17 protein-coding genes are annotated in these 17652 nt (G+C 37.8%); 12 read left to right on the top strand and 5 right to left on the bottom strand.

Annotation, left to right across the window (positions count from 1 at the left end; all coding sequences use genetic code 11):
* Positions 1-544: 544 nt before the first annotated feature.
* Complete coding sequence (gene yejK / locus L652_RS0116585; RefSeq protein ID WP_002961473.1) at positions 545-1561, bottom strand: nucleoid-associated protein YejK; 1017 nt, start codon at positions 1559-1561, stop codon at positions 545-547.
* A gap of 62 nt (positions 1562-1623) precedes the next feature.
* On the opposite strand from yejK, the gene L652_RS0116580 reads away from it, so the two are divergent.
* The 7 genes from L652_RS0116580 (at position 1624) to L652_RS0116550 (ending at position 8013) form a co-directional block, all read left to right on the top strand.
* Entirely contained in the window at positions 1624-1836 is a 213-nt protein-coding gene (locus L652_RS0116580; protein ID WP_002961475.1) for a DUF1414 domain-containing protein, read from the top strand.
* Between the two features lie 5 nt (positions 1837-1841).
* The gene (locus tag L652_RS0116575) at positions 1842-3338 is read left to right on the top strand and encodes a DUF3413 domain-containing protein (protein WP_024596962.1); all 1497 of its coding nucleotides are present in this window, start codon (positions 1842-1844) and stop codon (positions 3336-3338) included.
* An 86-nt stretch (positions 3339-3424) separates the two neighbouring features.
* Positions 3425-3904, top strand: a complete 480-nt coding sequence (locus L652_RS0116570; protein WP_024596961.1) for a DUF4124 domain-containing protein — start codon at positions 3425-3427, stop codon at positions 3902-3904.
* 103 nt (positions 3905-4007) lie between these two features.
* Positions 4008-5726 (top strand): bifunctional isocitrate dehydrogenase kinase/phosphatase, encoded by a 1719-nt coding sequence (aceK, locus tag L652_RS0116565; protein ID WP_024596960.1) that lies wholly within the window; start codon positions 4008-4010, stop codon positions 5724-5726.
* A 17-nt stretch (positions 5727-5743) separates the two neighbouring features.
* Positions 5744-6682 (top strand): LysR family transcriptional regulator, encoded by a 939-nt coding sequence (locus tag L652_RS0116560; protein ID WP_002961484.1) that lies wholly within the window; start codon positions 5744-5746, stop codon positions 6680-6682.
* 177 nt (positions 6683-6859) lie between these two features.
* Positions 6860-7303 (top strand): PA2169 family four-helix-bundle protein, encoded by a 444-nt coding sequence (locus L652_RS0116555; protein ID WP_002961486.1) that lies wholly within the window; start codon positions 6860-6862, stop codon positions 7301-7303.
* Positions 7304-7617: 314 nt separating this feature from the next.
* Positions 7618-8013: a biopolymer transporter ExbD gene (locus tag L652_RS0116550; protein WP_024596959.1), complete on the top strand. Its 396-nt coding sequence runs from the start codon at positions 7618-7620 to the stop codon at positions 8011-8013.
* Positions 8014-8086: 73 nt separating this feature from the next.
* Here the strand turns inward: L652_RS0116550 and L652_RS0116545 are convergent, their stop codons facing one another.
* From L652_RS0116545 to L652_RS0116535, 3 genes are read right to left on the bottom strand one after another with little or no spacing between them, the layout of a single operon-like run.
* Entirely contained in the window at positions 8087-11122 is a 3036-nt protein-coding gene (locus L652_RS0116545; protein ID WP_024596958.1) for a TonB-dependent receptor, read from the bottom strand.
* 9 nt (positions 11123-11131) lie between these two features.
* The gene (locus L652_RS0116540) at positions 11132-12211 is read right to left on the bottom strand and encodes a FecR domain-containing protein (RefSeq protein WP_024603563.1); all 1080 of its coding nucleotides are present in this window, start codon (positions 12209-12211) and stop codon (positions 11132-11134) included.
* Positions 12208-12774: an RNA polymerase sigma factor gene (locus L652_RS0116535; protein ID WP_024597233.1), complete on the bottom strand. Its 567-nt coding sequence runs from the start codon at positions 12772-12774 to the stop codon at positions 12208-12210. Before L652_RS0116535 ends, L652_RS0116540 begins: the two co-directional genes overlap by 4 nt.
* 273 nt (positions 12775-13047) lie before the next feature.
* Here L652_RS0116535 and L652_RS0116530 point away from each other — a divergent pair, with 273 nt between their 5' ends.
* Entirely contained in the window at positions 13048-13563 is a 516-nt protein-coding gene (locus L652_RS0116530) for a DUF2937 family protein (protein ID WP_024597234.1), read from the top strand.
* Here L652_RS0116530 and L652_RS0116525 read toward each other — a convergent pair.
* Positions 13543-14430, bottom strand: coding sequence for a LysR family transcriptional regulator (locus L652_RS0116525; RefSeq protein ID WP_024597235.1), 888 nt, complete (start codon positions 14428-14430; stop codon positions 13543-13545). The genes L652_RS0116530 and L652_RS0116525 overlap by 21 nt on opposite strands.
* Positions 14431-14552: 122 nt before the next feature.
* Between L652_RS0116525 and L652_RS0116520 the strand changes: the two genes are divergently transcribed.
* The 4 genes from L652_RS0116520 to L652_RS0116505 form a co-directional block, all read left to right on the top strand.
* The gene (locus tag L652_RS0116520; protein WP_024597236.1) at positions 14553-15203 is read left to right on the top strand and encodes a peroxiredoxin-like family protein; all 651 of its coding nucleotides are present in this window, start codon (positions 14553-14555) and stop codon (positions 15201-15203) included.
* A complete protein-coding gene (locus L652_RS0116515; RefSeq protein WP_024597237.1) occupies positions 15203-15970 on the top strand; it encodes a haloacid dehalogenase type II in 768 nt (255 codons plus the stop codon). The genes L652_RS0116520 and L652_RS0116515 overlap by 1 nt, the downstream gene beginning before the upstream one ends.
* 220 nt (positions 15971-16190) lie before the next feature.
* Positions 16191-16799 carry a PilZ domain-containing protein gene (locus L652_RS0116510; RefSeq protein ID WP_024597238.1) on the top strand — a complete coding sequence of 203 codons (609 nt, stop codon included), beginning with the start codon at positions 16191-16193 and terminating at the stop codon, positions 16797-16799.
* Positions 16800-16856: 57 nt separating this feature from the next.
* On the top strand, positions 16857-17652 hold a 796-nt coding region (locus tag L652_RS0116505), incomplete at its 3' end, for an agmatine deiminase family protein (protein WP_024603562.1).

Below are 17652 nucleotides of genomic sequence, written 5' to 3'. Positions count from 1 at the left end.
AATAGATCTTTTAGTGGTTTTGTTAGCAAAGAAATTAAATAAACAGAAGCGTTGCTTCTCGCGTAAGCAAGCTTCACTACTACAGCCGAAATTTAACACCGTGAATAAAATTAACCTGTAGACGCACAACTTGTTGGCGTGACGGGCACAAAGCCCGTAAAAAGTAATTTTTTCACAAAGAGGTTAAGAGACACTGTGCTTTTAGAGGTAGTAAAAAGGCTAAGCCTGTCAATGAAGCATGACTTGTGTTTTCTCATTTACTCCTCTTTCACTTCTCTTTGTGCAATAGATCTTTTAGTGGTTTTGTTAGCAAAGAAATTAAATAAACAGAAGCGTTGCTTCTCGCATAAGCAAGCTTTACGCCTACAGCCGAAATTTAACACCGTGAATAAGATTAGCTTGTGTTTCTCATTTACTCCTCTTTCACTTCTCTTTGTGCAATAAATCTTTAAGGTTTTTTTTCCGATGCAACGAATTTATATACCGATACAAAAAAGCGCGATATAAATACCGCGCTCTTAAATCAGCTTTTTACTTGTGAAATTTACTCGCTTTCACTTTCCATAAAACGTTGTAACTGATCTTTTAAGTTTGGCGGAATACCTTTAATTACAAGCGTGTCCGTTGCCTCGTTGTAAGTTACGCGCTCACCTAAGTGTTTACGTTCAAAGCTTACACTCACACCACCACCAAGACCTGAGAACTTAACCATGCTGGTTACGGTTTTCTTATCAACAGGGAAAGTTTCTTCTAAGTCATAGCTTTGTTCTTTACAAAAACTATCAAACGGGCTGTCATCGCCTTTTGTAAGCGTTGCAGATAGCTCGCTTACGCTGGCATCTTCACCAGTTGTCACACAGTCATTACAGTAGTCAAAAACTTGTTTACGTAAATCGTCTTTTTCTGATTTATCAAATTGTTGCTCAGATAAATAATCCTCTACTGCGCTAAGCATTACTTGGCTTTGCTGTTTTGAATCAATACCCTCTTCACAACCTAAAAAGTCTAAGAAAAAGTCGGCAACTTTGCGTCCAGCTCGCCCTTTGATAAATGAAATATAACGGTTGTCGTCAGCTTGTGTATCCCACGCTGTTAAATCGATACGAGCAGCAAGTTGCATGCGTGATATGTCTAAATGACGAGAAGCGGCTAAATCAAGCTCTGAGGTCATAGAATAATGCTCTTTGATGTTAATCATCGCAATTAGCATGTAATCAGTTGCAACGTACTGGTAATGACAAAATACTAAATAGCCTGTTTCACTAAATGCATATTTATCAAGTTCTTCTTTTAAAACCGTTGAGGCTTGCTCGGTCATATGCCAAAAGCCTAACTCATCGTTACGGTAACTTTGCATTGCAGATGCTACAACACTGTTTTTGTCACCACTGAAAGCACAATAACCTTTACCAGGTTTACCATTGTATGCATGATGTAATTGTTCGATAAAAACAGCTACTTTATCGTTAATTACCATCTCATCATTTCGAAGGTGAATTTGCGTATCGTCGTCTTTTTTGTCTACATAGTGAACGACTAATTTTTTAACGTCTGTTGTCATCTTTGTTTTTCACGCCTCTAGTGTTAAAATACGAGAATATAACTATTTTATTGAACCAACTAATGCCAATCTTATCAAAATACTCTAATGAAGAAGTAGAACAAATCGTCGATCAGCTTATTGATGTGCTAACTAAACACAATGCGCCGGTTGATTTAAGTCTTATGTGTTTAGGAAATTCTATCACGCATATCTTAAAAGAGCATGTACCAACAGGGAAAAGACAAGCTGTAACCGAGAACTTTGCAAAAGCGCTCGCGCAGTCGGTTAAATAAAATTTATGAATTTATCGCAGCACAATCAATTTTCATCAAAAGCGAGTCAGCTGCTAAGTTGGGGGCATTGGTTTACCTTTGCCAATATCGGCTTAGCCCTGCTTATTAGCTTAAGCTATTTATTTGCAGACTCGCCACCTACAAGCTTTTTAGGCATTACCTATATGCTAGTTACTTGGCTAAGCCACACTAGTTTTATAGCCTTTTTAGCGTTTGTGCTGACGGTATTTCCGCTTAGTTTAATATTCCCCTACCCACGACACATTCGTGGCATGGCCGCTGTTATAGCCACTGTAGGCGCATCATTGCTTACTCTTGATGCTTATGTGTATGTTAATTTAGGTTATCACCTAAGTATATCTGCCTTACCTGAGATCATTTCATTGTTGTGGCATCGTTTAACAAGCTCTCCTGCTTTAACAACCATTTTAGCCAGTGGTATTGTTGTTGTTATTTTAGGCTTTCAGCTACTTGTTAGTAATTACACATGGCACCACCTTGAGCGTTTAAAGCAATATAAATTTGCACGTTACGCAATTTCTTTTTTAATCGTGTGTTTTTCGCTTAGCCACAGTATTCATATTTGGGCTGACGCCAATTTAAACTTTGATGTAACAAAACAAGATAATGTTTTGCCACTTTCATACCCTACTACTGCTAAAAGCTTGTTAGCTAAAAATGATCTGCTAGATATAGAAAGCTACGAGCAAGCACACAACGTAAAAATTAATAACCAAAATATTAGTTATCAAATGCCAAGCCCGCTTGAAAAATGCGAGGACTACACACAAGCCAATGTAGATATATTTGTATTTGAAACTCAACAACAACTCGAAAAGTTTGTTGCCGAGAATAAAAACATGCACAAAACAGAGCAGTTTTTACAGCCAACAAATCATGACGATACGTTATTTAGCTTAGTGTATGGTTTACCCGCTTTTTATAAAGCAGCAATTTTAACCGAGCAGACACTCCCAGTTTGGCAAAGCCAGCGCCGTAGCATTGAAGTAACTGGCATTGAAGAACTAAGCTTTATTAATGATCAAGCACATAGCTCTAGTGCTATTCGAGTAATTAAAGCGAGTGATACCCCTACTGTTCGAGATGATGAAACACAGGTTTTTGCTTTTAGTCTTGCCAATAACAAGCAAGAAGTAGTAACCACCTCAACTTTATACAGCTCTGACAAACGTATTTCTAAGGTAGATGGGCTAATTCAACCTAGCGATTTAATTGCAACAAGCGTTGGGCAATATTTAAATTGCAAAGCTATTGCCAAGCAAACAATGCTAGGCGTTAATCTATACAAGAAAAAAGACGATATGGGCGTGAACTACTCTCAGGGTGTTGTTATAGCCTATAAAAAAGATAGGATTACCTTAATAGATTCAGATGGTAACTTTAAAAACATTTCCGCCGCTGAAGGTTTTTCTATTGAACAAGGTTTAGATATACCATTTTTAGTACAGAGTATTAAAAAGCTCAAAACCTTTACCCAATAACAGTTATCCTAACCTAGCTTGATATACCACCAAGCTAGGTTATAGTTTTATATTGTTGTTAGATATAAAAACCAAGGATGACATGTATGTTTAAAACTTCTCGTTATATTCTCCATTCTAGCTTTTTACTTATCAGTTTTTTTAGCTTTAGCGATACCACTTACTACAAATGTGTAACAGAAAAAGGCACTGTCTTTTCTCAACTCCCCTGTGACGACGAAGCAACGACTTATAAAGTTAACACAACGGGTAATCAGTATTCTGGTCCTAAGGTTGACTACACTAAACAACTAAACGAACTTGAGCGTGAAAGGCTTCTATCTGGCTTACAGGCAGAGCTTCGCAGTAATAACCATAAACTAACAATACTTGATCGTAATAAAGAGCGTGCTGAATACAAACAACAAGAGCGGTTAAATCATATCTTAGCCATTGATGATAAAAAGCGTATTACTAAAGACATTACTAAAAAACTAAAAATAATTAATAAAACATATAAGAAAAACGTATCGGCTGTGACTAAACAAATTAAAATTCTCGAAAAAAAGATAGCTCAATTCCAATAAGTTACTCTTAGTTAGTAAGTAACATTTATCTTGGTTTTAAACTTAAAATAACATACCCTTAACACAATAGAGTATAAACTCTAGGGACTTTTAAGGAGTGCAAATGCAACCTCGCCATATTGCTGAATTAATTTTAACGGGTTTTAAAAGGCACTATCAGTTATTTCAAAAAACAACAGCCAAAGCCCCTCTTGCCTTTGCAAAAAAAGATTGGCAAGCAATTAATGATATCAGCCGTTTGCGTATCAGCTATTATGATGATCGTGTTAACGAAACCACGCAAGCGCTAAAAAAAGAAACCCCAACCGAACAACTCGATGAAAGCCTATGGCTTGAAGTTAAAAAGATATACCAGCATTTTTTATGTTTTCATCCCCAAGCAGAGCTCGCCGAAACTTTTTATAACTCTGTATTTTGCCGGCTGTACCATAGGCGCTATTTTCATAATGACTTTATATTTGTAGAAGCAACCTTAAAAGATGCTCCTTCAGTGCCTGTAGAAGCAGAATATAGAACATACTTTCCTGTAGTTGATGGCCTCAAACCAACAATAAAACGCATTATTAATCATTTTGATTTTAAAGCCCCATTTGTAAATTTAGAGCGTGATATCCGCCTCCTTGTTAAAGCTTTTTATAAACAAGCCCCCGATACACATCACCAACCTTGGCAAATGCGCTTTGATATTTTACACACACCTTTTTATCGTAATAAAGCAGCCTATATTGTTGGTCGTGTTGTTTCAAAAAGTGGGGTTCAGCCCTTTATAATCGCTGTATTACACGATGAAGATAACGGATTATATTTAGATGCACTTTTAACTAAGTCATCTCAAATGCGTGTTATTTTTGGCTTTGCCCGCGCCTACTTTATGGTAGAGACTCACGCACCTTCAGCACTTGTTCGGTTTTTAAATCAACTTATGCCAAACAAAACACTTGCTGAGCTCTATAACGCAGTGGGTTTTCATAAGCAGGGTAAAACTGAGTTTTACCGAGAGTTTTTAAATCATTTATCTCACTCTAGTGATGAGTTTACAATTGCACCGGGGACTCCCGGTATGGTGATGATGGTATTTACCCTCCCCTCATTTGGCTATGTTTTTAAAGTAATAAAAGACAAATTTGGTGAGAGTAAACCCTTTGGCCGTGATACCGTATTAAAGCGTTATCAACTGGTAAAAAATCATGATCGCGTTGGCAGAATGGCCGATACCATCGAGTATTCTAACGTCGTATTTCCTTTAGCGCGTTTTGATAGTAATTTACTTGCGCAATTACATAAAACAATTGGCTCATCAATGGTAATTGAGGGCGAGTGGTTGATCATCAAGCACTTGTATATTGAACGGCGAATGACACCTCTTAACTTGTTTTTAGAAAATGCTGATGAAGAAAGTGTCGCCGACGCGATTGAAGAATATGGGCAAGCCCTAAAAGAAATGATTGCTGTTAATATATTCCCTGGTGATATGCTCTTAAAAAACTTTGGTGTAAGCAAGCACAAACGTATTATTTTTTACGATTACGATGAAGTTCAATATCTAACCGATATGAACTTTAGAGCATTACCAAAAGCAAAGAGCTATGACGACTATTTAATGGATGAACAAAGTTACTCTGTTGCACCACAGGACGTATTTCCTGAGCAACTTTGTACATTTGTAATGCCAAACCCTATGTATAAAAAGTTTTTACTCAGTACTCATCCAGAGCTTATAGATGTTAGCTTTTGGAAGCAGGCACAACAAAATATAAAAAATGGTCAGGTAAGTCATATTTACCCATACCCGACAGCACAGCGCTTTATTCACCACTGGTAAGCGCTAAAGGACACACAATGAATATAAGTAAAATAGATTTAAATTTACTCGTTTACCTCGATACATTGCTTCGAGAATGCAACGTAACACGCGCTGCTAATCAATTGAGTATAACGCAACCTGCAATGAGTAATGGCCTTAAACGTCTTCGTAACTTATTTAACGACCCTATTTTAGTTCGTACCAGCGATGGTATGGTACCTACCGAGCGTGCTTTGGAGTTACAACCCGTTATTCGTGGCATTTTAATGACCCTTGAAGAAACTCTAGCACCTAATCGAGAATTTGAGGCAAGCCAAAGTAAGCGTGTGTTTAGAATAATGGCCAGTGATTACGCTGCAAGTACATTAGCACCAAAGCTTTTAAGTAAATTGCACGAAGAAGCCCCCGATACTACTTTAGATATACTCACACCAAGTGATGTCACCTTTCATGATGTAGAAAACGGTAAAGTAGATATGGCAATCAACCGTTTTGAAAACTTACCGCAGTCTTTTCATCATAAACGTATTTGGAAAGATAGTTTTTGCTGCTTAGTAAAAGCCGATAATCCTATAATTGAAAACTTTAGCCTCGACAGCTATTTAAAAGCGCGCCATATATGGGTGAGTAAAACAGGTTTTGGTGTAGGTGTAGGCATGGACCCTAAAGATGTTCAAAAACTTGGCTGGGTTGACGAAGCACTTGCTCACTTTGGTAAGCATCGTAATATTGCCACTTTTACGCGTAACTACCATGTAGCTATTCATTTAGCTAAAGAGAAAAATTTGATTGCGACCCTTCCTTCAAAAGCCGCAAATATATATTTGGATGATCCGGGGCTTAAAATTTTAGAGCCACCATTTCCAATTCCTCCTTTTGAGCTTGATATGATTTGGAGCCCACTGTTACATCGCGATGCGAGTCACATTTGGTTACGTCAAAAAGTAGCTGAAGTAGCTGAAGAGCTAAAATAACTTTATTACACAATATAATGTAAAAATTGCTAGGTTAACTTTTTGCCTGTTAACTTAGCATCTTACTAGATCAAAATTAAACCAATAAAATCAAATAACTACATAATAATTAAAACGTGGAACATACATTGCTTTTATTTAATTGAACTATACATTCATTTAATTAAAGAGGTCATTATGAACACCCATCAAGGATCAGAAGTAAATCATATTACTGACATCATTCAAGTTATGAACAGCGGCATCGATTTTTATCAAAAAGCACAGGAAAAAGTTGAAGACCCTGCTATTGGTGCACTTTTTCAGCGTATGATAGATGCCCGAAAAGTGAGTGTTGAGCGCTTGCAGCCATATGCAATTAATGAAAAAGGCGAACGCGAAGATGGCTCATCTTTCGCAGTTGAAGCACGACGTGCGTACACAGCCCTATTGACTACTTTCACCTCACACAACGACAGCACGTATGTAAAAGAGCTTGAAGAGGTAGAAGATAAAACCCTTGAAGAAATTAAAGCAGCAATGGATAAACCGCAACCAGCTGACTGCGAAGCTGCACTGGCTAAAACATTATTAACAATGCAAAGCTGCCATGCAGAAATGAGCCGTATGCAAAAGCATTAAGCTGACATAGCGCATAACTAGAACCCAGCCTCGAGCTGGGTTTTTTATTGCCTCTAATACCAATCTACATAGTTTTTTAAGCAATTTAACAAATTGCATTACATTATAACGATGCTAAATAGACCCCATATATAAGCAGAACGGTATAAACACCGCCTTATTTCACCACATTTTAAATACATAATTAGTACAAATATTTAATATTATTAGAATATTTATTTAACCACGCTTTATTTTTGCTGTGCTAATTTTGTTAATAGGTACCTAAAACCTTGCTGTGGCGCCGCAGCATTTAATTAAAAATAAGGTCCAATATGAAAAGTAAACTAACCAAACTACAAAATAATGCTGATGTAGATATGACCCCGATGTTAGACATAGTGTTCATATTACTAATTTTCTTTATTGTAACTACATCTTTTGTAAAACCTGTGGCTATTGAATTAAACCGACCACTCGACAGCCCTCAAATAGATAAGCCTGTTAAAAATGCTTTATTTAGAATTGATGAAAGTAACGGAGTATATTTTTCTGGGAGGTTAATTGATTTAGAGCAAGTTGCGACTAACTTAGCTATGTTCGCGGCTAAATATGAAATAAGTTCGGTACTTATAACCGCAGACGAAAACAGTACACATAATACTTTAATGAATGTAATGAATAATATTAAGCAATACGATGATTATCCAATAAGTTTGATTTCTAAATAAAATCAGCCCAAGCTAAAACCAAAAAAAGGGCCTTACGGCCCTTAGAGTTAAATAACAAAAGGGAGGTTATTAATTAAAAACGGTATTCTGCACCTACGTAGTAGTAAGCACCGTTAAATCCAAACGGAGCCGAACGACGTGAGTAGTCAAACACACCTGAGCTACTTATTACTGTGTTGCCACTAGCATCCACAATAGTACCTGAGCGAGAGTTACCTATTTCATTTTTATCTGGGTAAACATCGAACAAGTTATTTGCACCAATATTTACTGATAAATCTTCAGTAACGAAGTAGTTAACTTTAACGTCAGTTAAAATTTCTGCGCCATACGTTTGACGACCGCCATCTTCTACTGTGTATTCACCAAAACGATTAAGTGACAGGTTAACAGTCCAATCATCACGTTGATAAAGCGCACTTAAGTTAATACGGTCCTCTGGTTGCCACTCTTCTATAATAGAGATGTCTTCAGCTGAGAATATATCATCTACTTTTACTGTCTCAAGGCTTGAGCCAGCAGGAGAGAACAACGATACAACATCTGTTTTGGTAAAGTTAGCTGCAAGTGTAAAATCAAGCGTGCCGCCTAAACCTTCAGTGTTCCACGTTGCTACAAAATCAACACCACGAGTTTCTGTATCAGCACCATTTAAGAAAAACTGCCCTACGCCAGCACCTGCACTATTTAGTGCTGCATCAAGGCTTGTAGATAACCCTTTACCTAAGCGATCACTAATTACAATACGGTCGTCAATATCAATCGAGTAGTAATCAACGGTTACATTAATATTATCGGTAACGTTATACACAATACCTAAACTACGGTTTTGTGATTTTTCTTCTTTAAGTTTTGGAATACCTAAACTTTGCGCAAGTGTTGAATCATTTCTAAATGTACCAACTTCTTCTGCAACTAAATTCCCATTAGTATCAACAACAAATTGTGTGCTTACGTTATTAAAGTAAAGCTGCTGCATTGAAGGCGCTCTAAATCCTGAGCTTAATGCACCACGTAATGAAATATCGTCGGTAATAGACCAGTTACCAGCAAGTTTAAAGTTTACTGTATCGCCAAAACCTTTGTAGTTATCGTAGCGAAGTGCTCCAGATAAAATCACATCTTCAATTACATAAGATTCTGCATCTACGTAAAATGAAATTACATCACGTGACTCATCCACTGAAGACGCAGGTGATGAACCACCAAAACCTTGTGAACCACCCGATGCATCTTCAGAGCCAACACCGCCACTTAAACCGCTGTAAATACTTACACCATTTAATGTGTCGTAATCGCGGTACGCATATTCATTACCTTCTAAAATACGGTATTCGTCAGTACGTATTTCAGCACCCATCGCTAACGAATAATCATCAAAGTTTTGTGTAAAATCAATATTGATTGTTTGCAATGATAATTCCATGCCGTAAGCGTACGCTTCACGTGGAATAGTTGTACGAATATCAGCTGCACTTAAACCTTGGTCATAACGTAAAAAGTTAGCGTATGAGGCATTGATAGTGTCACTTGTAGTGTAATCAATACTGTTCTCGCCATAGGTGTAAGATAAATCAAGGCTTGCATCGTTATCAAATTCAGTTTTATAACCAAAGTTGTACGAGATATCATCGATAGTTGTGTTGATTTTTGGTAAGAAACCTAGCGGAATCGTCGCATCGTTATCTTGTAGTACTGGGTTACCACCTGCATTTGCATTATGACGGAAAAATGCAGCCGACTCATTTTCACGTGTTGAGTAAGTAATAAAGCCGTAAAGCTCGCCATCACCTAACTCGTAACCGGTATTAATTGTTAAACCAAACTGCTGAGAGTCAGCATCACCAATTCTAAAGGTATCACGATCGGCTGTCAGCTCACGCGGATCGCCAGCAAGTAAAGTGCCGTCACTTAGTTCTGTACAACCATAAAACTGACAAGAGCCATGTAAACCGGCACGGTTAGTCGGTGCACGGTCACGGTAATTGATAGTTGTATTTAAATAACCGTCATCACCTAGCGCAAAGCCTTTATTAAAATCAAGGTTAATGGTTTCGCCATCGCCTTCAGAATATTGACCGTAGTTAATAGCCGCTTTACCACCTTCGCTACCATCTTTGAGCACAATATTAATAACACCTGCAATTGCATCAGAACCATACTGAGCAGCAGCGCCATCACGTAATACTTCAATGCGTTTAATTGCAGAAGCTGGAATTGCATTCATGTCAGTACCTGCGGTACCACGCCCAACAGAGCCATTAATATGAATAATACTTGCTTGGTGACGACGTTTGCCGTTAATTAACACCAATGTTTGATCGGGGCCCAAACCGCGAAGTGTCGCAGGTCTTAAAGCATCTGTACCATCACTAATTGCAGAGCTTGAAAAGTTAAATGAAGGGGCGATAGACTGTAGCATACGACCAACTTCTGTTTGGCCCGTATTTTCAAGCGCTTCTGCACTTAGGATATCTACTGGAACGGGTAAATCTTCAACTGAACGCCCTGCTACTCGGCTACCGACAATAGCAATTTTTTCAATTTTTTCTTGAGCGACTTCTTCTGCTGCGTATACACCTTGCGAATTTACTGCAAGTAAAGCTGGTAATACTGCTGCACTGACCGCTGAAAGCTTCATCATGTTGTTATCATTCCTGTTGATTTGTTTGAGTTTTATACTCAGTAAACCATTTTGATCAACAACCGCATCGAGCTCAGTCCCACCTAATAATGCCTCTAGAGCATCTAGCTGAGTGTAAAATCCATAAACTGAATTTGCATCATACTGCTTTGCCAACTCATAAGAAAACACCACAGTTTGCTCTGTTTGTTTAGCATATTCAATTAAGGCTTTGTCTGCTCGCTGCGCTTTTATATCAAATTGCACCATTTGCCCAGTGGTTTGTGTTGCTGCTTGTACACTTAAACTAAAAATAGCCGGTGCAAGCACACTAAATCCACTCAATAAATGCGTTTGGTTACTGCGCAACTTATATAAACAGCTGACAAACAAAAATCCTCTATGGTTTTGTTTCTTTTTTTTAATGTTTTTTTTACGTTCAATCTTTATTGATGTAACTTTACCTAACATTAGTTTGATTTGCATAACGTCTACTTATGATTCTGTATGGTGTTTTAGCGTTACTACATGCTCACCTAAACGCTCATGATCAATCGAAAAGTTAGTTTGTAAACTTTCTAGTAAACCTTCAACGTCACCGGCTTTAAATACTCCAGCCACTTTAATACTGGCAAGCTCAGCTGATGAAAGCTCAAAACGTGTGGCTGTATAGCGGCTTACTTCATTTAAAGCATCGCTTAGCTCTTCTCCATTAAAAATAAGCATCCCGTTTTGCCATGCCAAATCGCGTTGTACGTCGTTCATTGAAAGCTGCGTAATTGGTTTTGTAACACTTTGCTCAATAACTGCTTTTTCGCCTGAGGTAACAATATTGGCATTAATTTGACGAATTTTTTTCGTGCTATTATCTGCAAGTTGATAATCTTTAAAGTCATTTGCATCAACCGCTACACTTGGATCAGTGATCATCACTTTGCCTTCAGTAACCACCAGTTCTAAATCTGATGAAGTATTGCGTTGTACATTAAATACCGTGCCTAACGCGGTAAAACTTTTATCACCAGCCATAACACTAAACGGACGCGTGGCATCTTTTGCTACATTAAAGCGCCCTTCTCCACGACTAAGTAATAACTGCCTGCGGCCTTTACTATAAGCAACTTCTAGTAAGCTATTAGTATTAAGCTGCACTATGGTGCCGTCTGGCAATACATACGTTGCTTGCTCGCCTACTTTTGTTTTGTAAATTTTAGTGTAATTAACTTTAGCAAGCTCTTGGTTGTAGCCATTTTCTAAGTTAATTAATAAGTAGCTGCATACCATTAACGCTGCAAACAAACTCGCTGCAATTGAGTAAGAAAACATCCACTTGTTTTTTGATGTTTTAGTATTGTTGCGCTGAGGAAATAAATGACTTAATTCGTTTAATACTGAAAGCTCATCCCAAAGCTGAGCAAGCTCGTATATAGAGTCTTGATGTGCAGTGCTTTGCATCATCCATAATTTAAATTGCTCTTTTTCATCATCAGTTAAACCACGATCAATCGCGCTTATCCAATCACATGACTTTTCTAAGATTAAATCTTTTGAATTAAATTGATGAACATTACTCATTCTGCGACCCTCTTAACTGATATAGGATGTGCTTGAGCTTTAAGGTTCGTTTGAGGGCTTTGCTCATGTTCACGCATGTATAACATGGTTTGTAACAATCCTTTGGCAATGTGTTTTTCAACAGTGCTTTGGCTTAACTGCATTTGGTCTGCTATCTCTTTTTGGCTCATACCGTAAACTTTTTTTAATATAAAGCATTTACGAATCGATGAGCTTAGTTGCTCAGTAGCTCTACAAAAAAGTAAAAAACGCTCTTTAGATGTGTATTCGTCTTCGAGCTTCATTGATTTGAGTAATACGGGCAATTCGTTATCGTTTTCTAACGAATCATTAAATTTATTGTCCCACTTAGCTATATGGTTGAGTGCTAGATGTTTTGCTGTTTTTAGCATATAACTGCGGGTAAACTGGATGTCTTGTTTTAAATCAGCTTCATAGCTTTTTACAAAAGTTTCTTGCACAATATCTTCTACATCGTCGGGTTGAACAATGCGCGATACAAAACGTTTGAGCTGTTTAGAAATATCAACAAATGTTGACGTGAACTTTACTTTTTTCGTCATCCTTAACATCCACCTGTTGTTATTTTTATTATTAGGGCGTGTTGGCCTTTCGTGGTTGAATTTGCAGCAGTACGTTTGGTATTTAGGCAAGGCAGAGCCTATGTAGTGTGGTTACTCCCCATAAATAGGTGATAACGCAGCATAAATACCATACATGCGCTGCCCTTTGGGTTCAATCCACAAAGGTTAACACGCCCCAATAGATTACGAGTTTTTGACATAAAAACAAGCTCAAATGTTAATTCTGGGTTATTTAAATGCATAGGAAGATAAATGAGTAAACTTTTAGATTATATACGACTTAGTTTCTTTGCATTCGGTTTACTACTTGGAGTGCAAATACCTGCATTTGTAAGTGACTTTGGCCAAGCATTATCAGCCCAGTTAATTGAAGCTAATAATGCCGTTGCGCCTTTTAAAAGCGATGCAGCTAAGTATTTCAATAATGATTTAACTAAGCTAATAAAACACTATCAAAATATTGATGATGAAATTGTGAACAAAGGGGCAAGTAATATCAGTACTCTTTACGAGCGACAGCAAGATTTACAGATAGCCGTAAATAGGTTTGAGAAATCTCCGTATATATTTACTATGATCAGTGGCATGAACGATATAAAGCAACAAGTATGGCAACGCTTTGAAGGTCAAATCATTTTGAAAAAAGACTCTATTATAGCCGCCATTGTTGCAGCCATAATTGTTGCCTTGCTTGCAGAGCTTACTGGTTATTTGTTTTTAACTGGAGTAAAACGCTCATTTAAACGCTTATTCGCAGCTCAAAAATAGTGATTTCATAAAATCATAAAATACATCGGTTTTGCGGGTTGTTAAACTATTTTGCGGACGTAAAAACCAAACCGGTGCATCATCTTGTGCCATTACCCCTGGCATAACTTCAACCAAAATACCGTTTTTAAGATCTTCATTAATCGCTATTTTTGATTTAATAGCAATACCATGACCTGCAATAGCAGCTTGTGTCATATTATCGGAGTTTGAAATAGTAAAACGGGTTTTAGCATTAAAGGTATGTATTTTTTTGTGTTCGTCATAAAGCTTTAACTGGAGTTGCCACGGCAGGCAAACCCAATAATGCTCACTCAATTGCGTTAAATTTTCAGGCATGCCGTACTTTTCTATATAGCTAGGGGCTGCGCAAAGTATGCGACTATTGTTTACGATTTTACGAGAAAGTAATCCTGAGTCATTTAATTTTCCCACCCTAATTGCAACATCTTGCGCGTCATCAACTACATTTACAAAATGATCCGTTATTAAAAAATCAAGCTTTAGTTCAGGGTAAGCTTGCTCAAACTCATTGAGTTTAGGCATTACGTATTTTGAAAAAACCCAAGGCGGCATGGTCACGCGTAGTAAACCACTCACCGATGAGCTGCGCGCGCCAATACTATGTTCAGCATCGTGAAGGGCTTCTATTATAGCCCCCACACGCGTATAAAATATTTCACCTGCGGGAGATAACCGTACTCGCCTGCTATCTCTAAAAACAAGTACTGTAGCAAGCTCACGCTCTAGTTTACTTAAGCGATGGCTCACCGTTGCAGGCGATAAACGCTGCTCGCGGGCAGCAGCAAGCACGCCCTTATTTTCAACAACAGCTATAAATGTTTCTAGGTCGCTTAAATTATACATAAAGATGCCATTGTGCACTTTTCAATGTTTAATATTTTCGAATGAAGCTTTCAGTATTGCAATATTTATTTAAATATATAAAACACTATAATTGCAAATAGTCTAATTATTGAGGTTCAATCATGAGTTTAAAAGCGCAAATAGATGCCTATAACGTACAAAAAGATGCCAAATTGCCAGCTGACGTTTTGGCACTAATGAACACTACAAACGAAGAGCTAATTGCACAGCATATTAAAGACAATGCATTGCAAATTGGTCAAAAAGTAGAAAACTTTAGCTTAGCCAACCATAACGGCGAAAACATTGAGCTTGCAGATTTACTAAAAAAAGGCCCGGTAATTATTAGCTTTTATCGTGGTGGCTGGTGTCCATATTGTAATTTAGAACTAAAAGCACTTAACGACTACTTACCACAATTTAAAACTCAAAGTGCTCAGTTAATCGCAATATCACCACAACTACCTGATGAAACTCTCTCAACTGCACAAAAAAACGACCTTGAATTTGACGTGCTTTGCGATGTGAGCAATAAAGTAGCTGAGCAATTTGGTTTATTGTTTACACTTGATGAGCGTATTCAAGCGTTATATACACAATTTGGTATTGATTTTGAACACTACTACGGCGATAAAAGCTTTAAATTACCGCTACCGGCCACCTATGTGATAAACCAAGAAGGTGTTATTACATACGCATTTTTAAGCGAAGATTACACCCTACGCGCAGAACCTATTGATGTTATGACAGCACTTGAATCGGAGAATAATTAATGTCTATTTTAAAATCGTTAAAAACACTTACTCTTTCACTACTTGTGGGCACAAGCCTTGTATCTGGTTATGCAGTCGCTGATGAACCAAAAGAACAAGCAAAACCTAAAGTGCTTATTTTTGATATAAACGAAACCCTACTTGATTTAACGTCAATGCGTACCTCTATTGGTAAAGCGCTAGGCGGACGTGAAGATTTATTACCACTGTGGTTTTCAACTATGCTGCATCATTCATTAGTAGATACAGTAAGCGGTAGTTACCACGACTTTGGGCAAATCGGTGTGGCGTCACTTCTTATGGTTGCTCAAAACAACAACATTGATATTACAAGTGAACAAGCTAAAACAGCTATTGTTACGCCTCTTTTAACGCTTCCTCCACACAGCGATGTTAAAGAAGGACTGGCAAAACTCAAAGCACAGGGCTATAAGTTAGTAAGCCTTACAAACTCTTCAAACAAAGGTGTAAAGGCACAGTTTGAAAGCGCTGGTTTAATGTCTTACTTTGATGCGCGTTACAGCATTGAAGATATTAAAATTTACAAACCAGACTTACGTGCGTATGAGTGGGTACTTAAAAAGCTAAACGTAGCACCAAATGAAGCAATGATGGTTGCAGCCCATGGTTGGGATGTTGCTGGTGCAAAAGAAGCTGGCTTACAAACCACTTTTATAGCACGCCCAGGTAAAGCACTTTACCCACTAGCTAAAAAACCAGATCACGTTGTGAAAGATTTACATGAATTAGCCGCTCTACTTAAATAAGTACACGCTGATGAATCAATACCCAAGCGGCCAATGTTAGGATGACATTGGCCGCTTTTTTATAACTAACCCTAAATATGTCTTAGTGTATTTATTTTCATAATTAGTATGTTAAAAATTGAATGTAAACAAAGCATTTAGCCCGCTATGCGTTATTTTATCTGCTAGCAATTTAGTACTCACAACGCTACTATTAAATAAATACGTGGTGGAGAACATAATGAATAGTGAAAGATTAGGTGAGTTTGAGCAGTACTTTCAAATTAATGAAAGTATAAGAGTAAATTTATTCCCCGTATCAACCGGACAAGTTCCTAAATCGCAGCTTGAGCTTGAAGACGACATTCCCCCACTATTTAGATTAGCAAATGAAGTAAGTGAGCTTGAGCAAAGCTCGTTACGCCCACTGCGTAACTTAGGCGATATAGCACAAGAGCTAGCTACATTTTTACAAGCGCAGTCACGTAAAATAGATTTAATAATGAGCCATATTTTGGCCTCAGAACAAGCCCAAGATAACGCAATACAATGTGATAGCTACGGCGGTGGCGGTATTCGTTTTACATCACCTGAAGTACACTCAATTGGCCAAGCATTTAGAACCAAACTGTTTTTGCACCACGAGGCCTCTGCGGTTTATTGTTACACCGAAGTTGTAGCAGTAGAAAAACAAGATAGCGAACACTACCAATACACTATGCTCTTTACCGCAATTAGAACTACTGACCAAGAACTTATTGTTAGAGCGAGTTTACATGCTCAAACCCGCCAACTTAAAAAACGTCAAGAACTTGATCAAAACCGAGGCGACCTAAACAGTGATAATTAGCTGACATCTTTATGTAAAATGCTAAACTAGCGCCATCTTAATTAGTATATAAAATTCATGAACTTTAGACTTTTACCAGAATGGGCCGAGCAAGACGCTGTTATGCTTACATGGCCTCACAAAGACACCGATTGGGCCGACAACTTAGCGCGTGTAGAACCTGTATATATTGAACTTGCTAAACACATAACAACGCAGCAACAGCTTGTTATTGTGGCGCATAACAGTGCCTTAAAAGTGCATATTACAGCATTACTAAATAGTGCTAACGTCTCTCTTAATCGTGTTCATTTTGTAGTAACCCCTACTAACGATACATGGGCGCGCGATCATGGTCCGCTTACTTGCGCCGCTATTGATTCAACAGAACAATTAAAAGTATATGATTTTACTTTTAATGGTTGGGGCAATAAGTTTGAAAGCGCATTAGACAATCAAATTAATCGCACTTTGGTAAAAGAGCTAAGTAGTACAAACAACCAATATCAAGCGCTCGATATGGTACTTGAAGGTGGCGGTATTGAAATAAACGAGCACGGTGTGTTGCTAACAACCAGCGAATGTTTGCTTAATAAAAACCGTAACCCTGATTTAAACCCAAATGATATTGAAGCACTTTTAAAAGAGCACTTAGGCGCGACGAGTTTTTTATGGGTTGAACATGGCTATTTAGCGGGCGATGACACCGACAGCCACATTGATACTTTAGTGCGTTTTGCTCCAAATAATACCCTTGTATATGTGCAGTGTGACGATAAAACTGATGAGCACTTTAGCGCACTTGATGCGATGGAAAAACAACTAAAAACCTTTAAAACTGCCGATAACACCCCATATAACTTAATTGAGTTAC

The sequence above is a fragment of the Pseudoalteromonas sp. TB25 genome, assembly GCF_000497995.1.
In the GTDB taxonomy this organism is placed as follows: domain Bacteria; phylum Pseudomonadota; class Gammaproteobacteria; order Enterobacterales; family Alteromonadaceae; genus Pseudoalteromonas; species Pseudoalteromonas distincta.
Note: the sequence above shows the minus strand (reverse complement) of the source record. Positions and strands in the feature narration are given on the sequence as shown.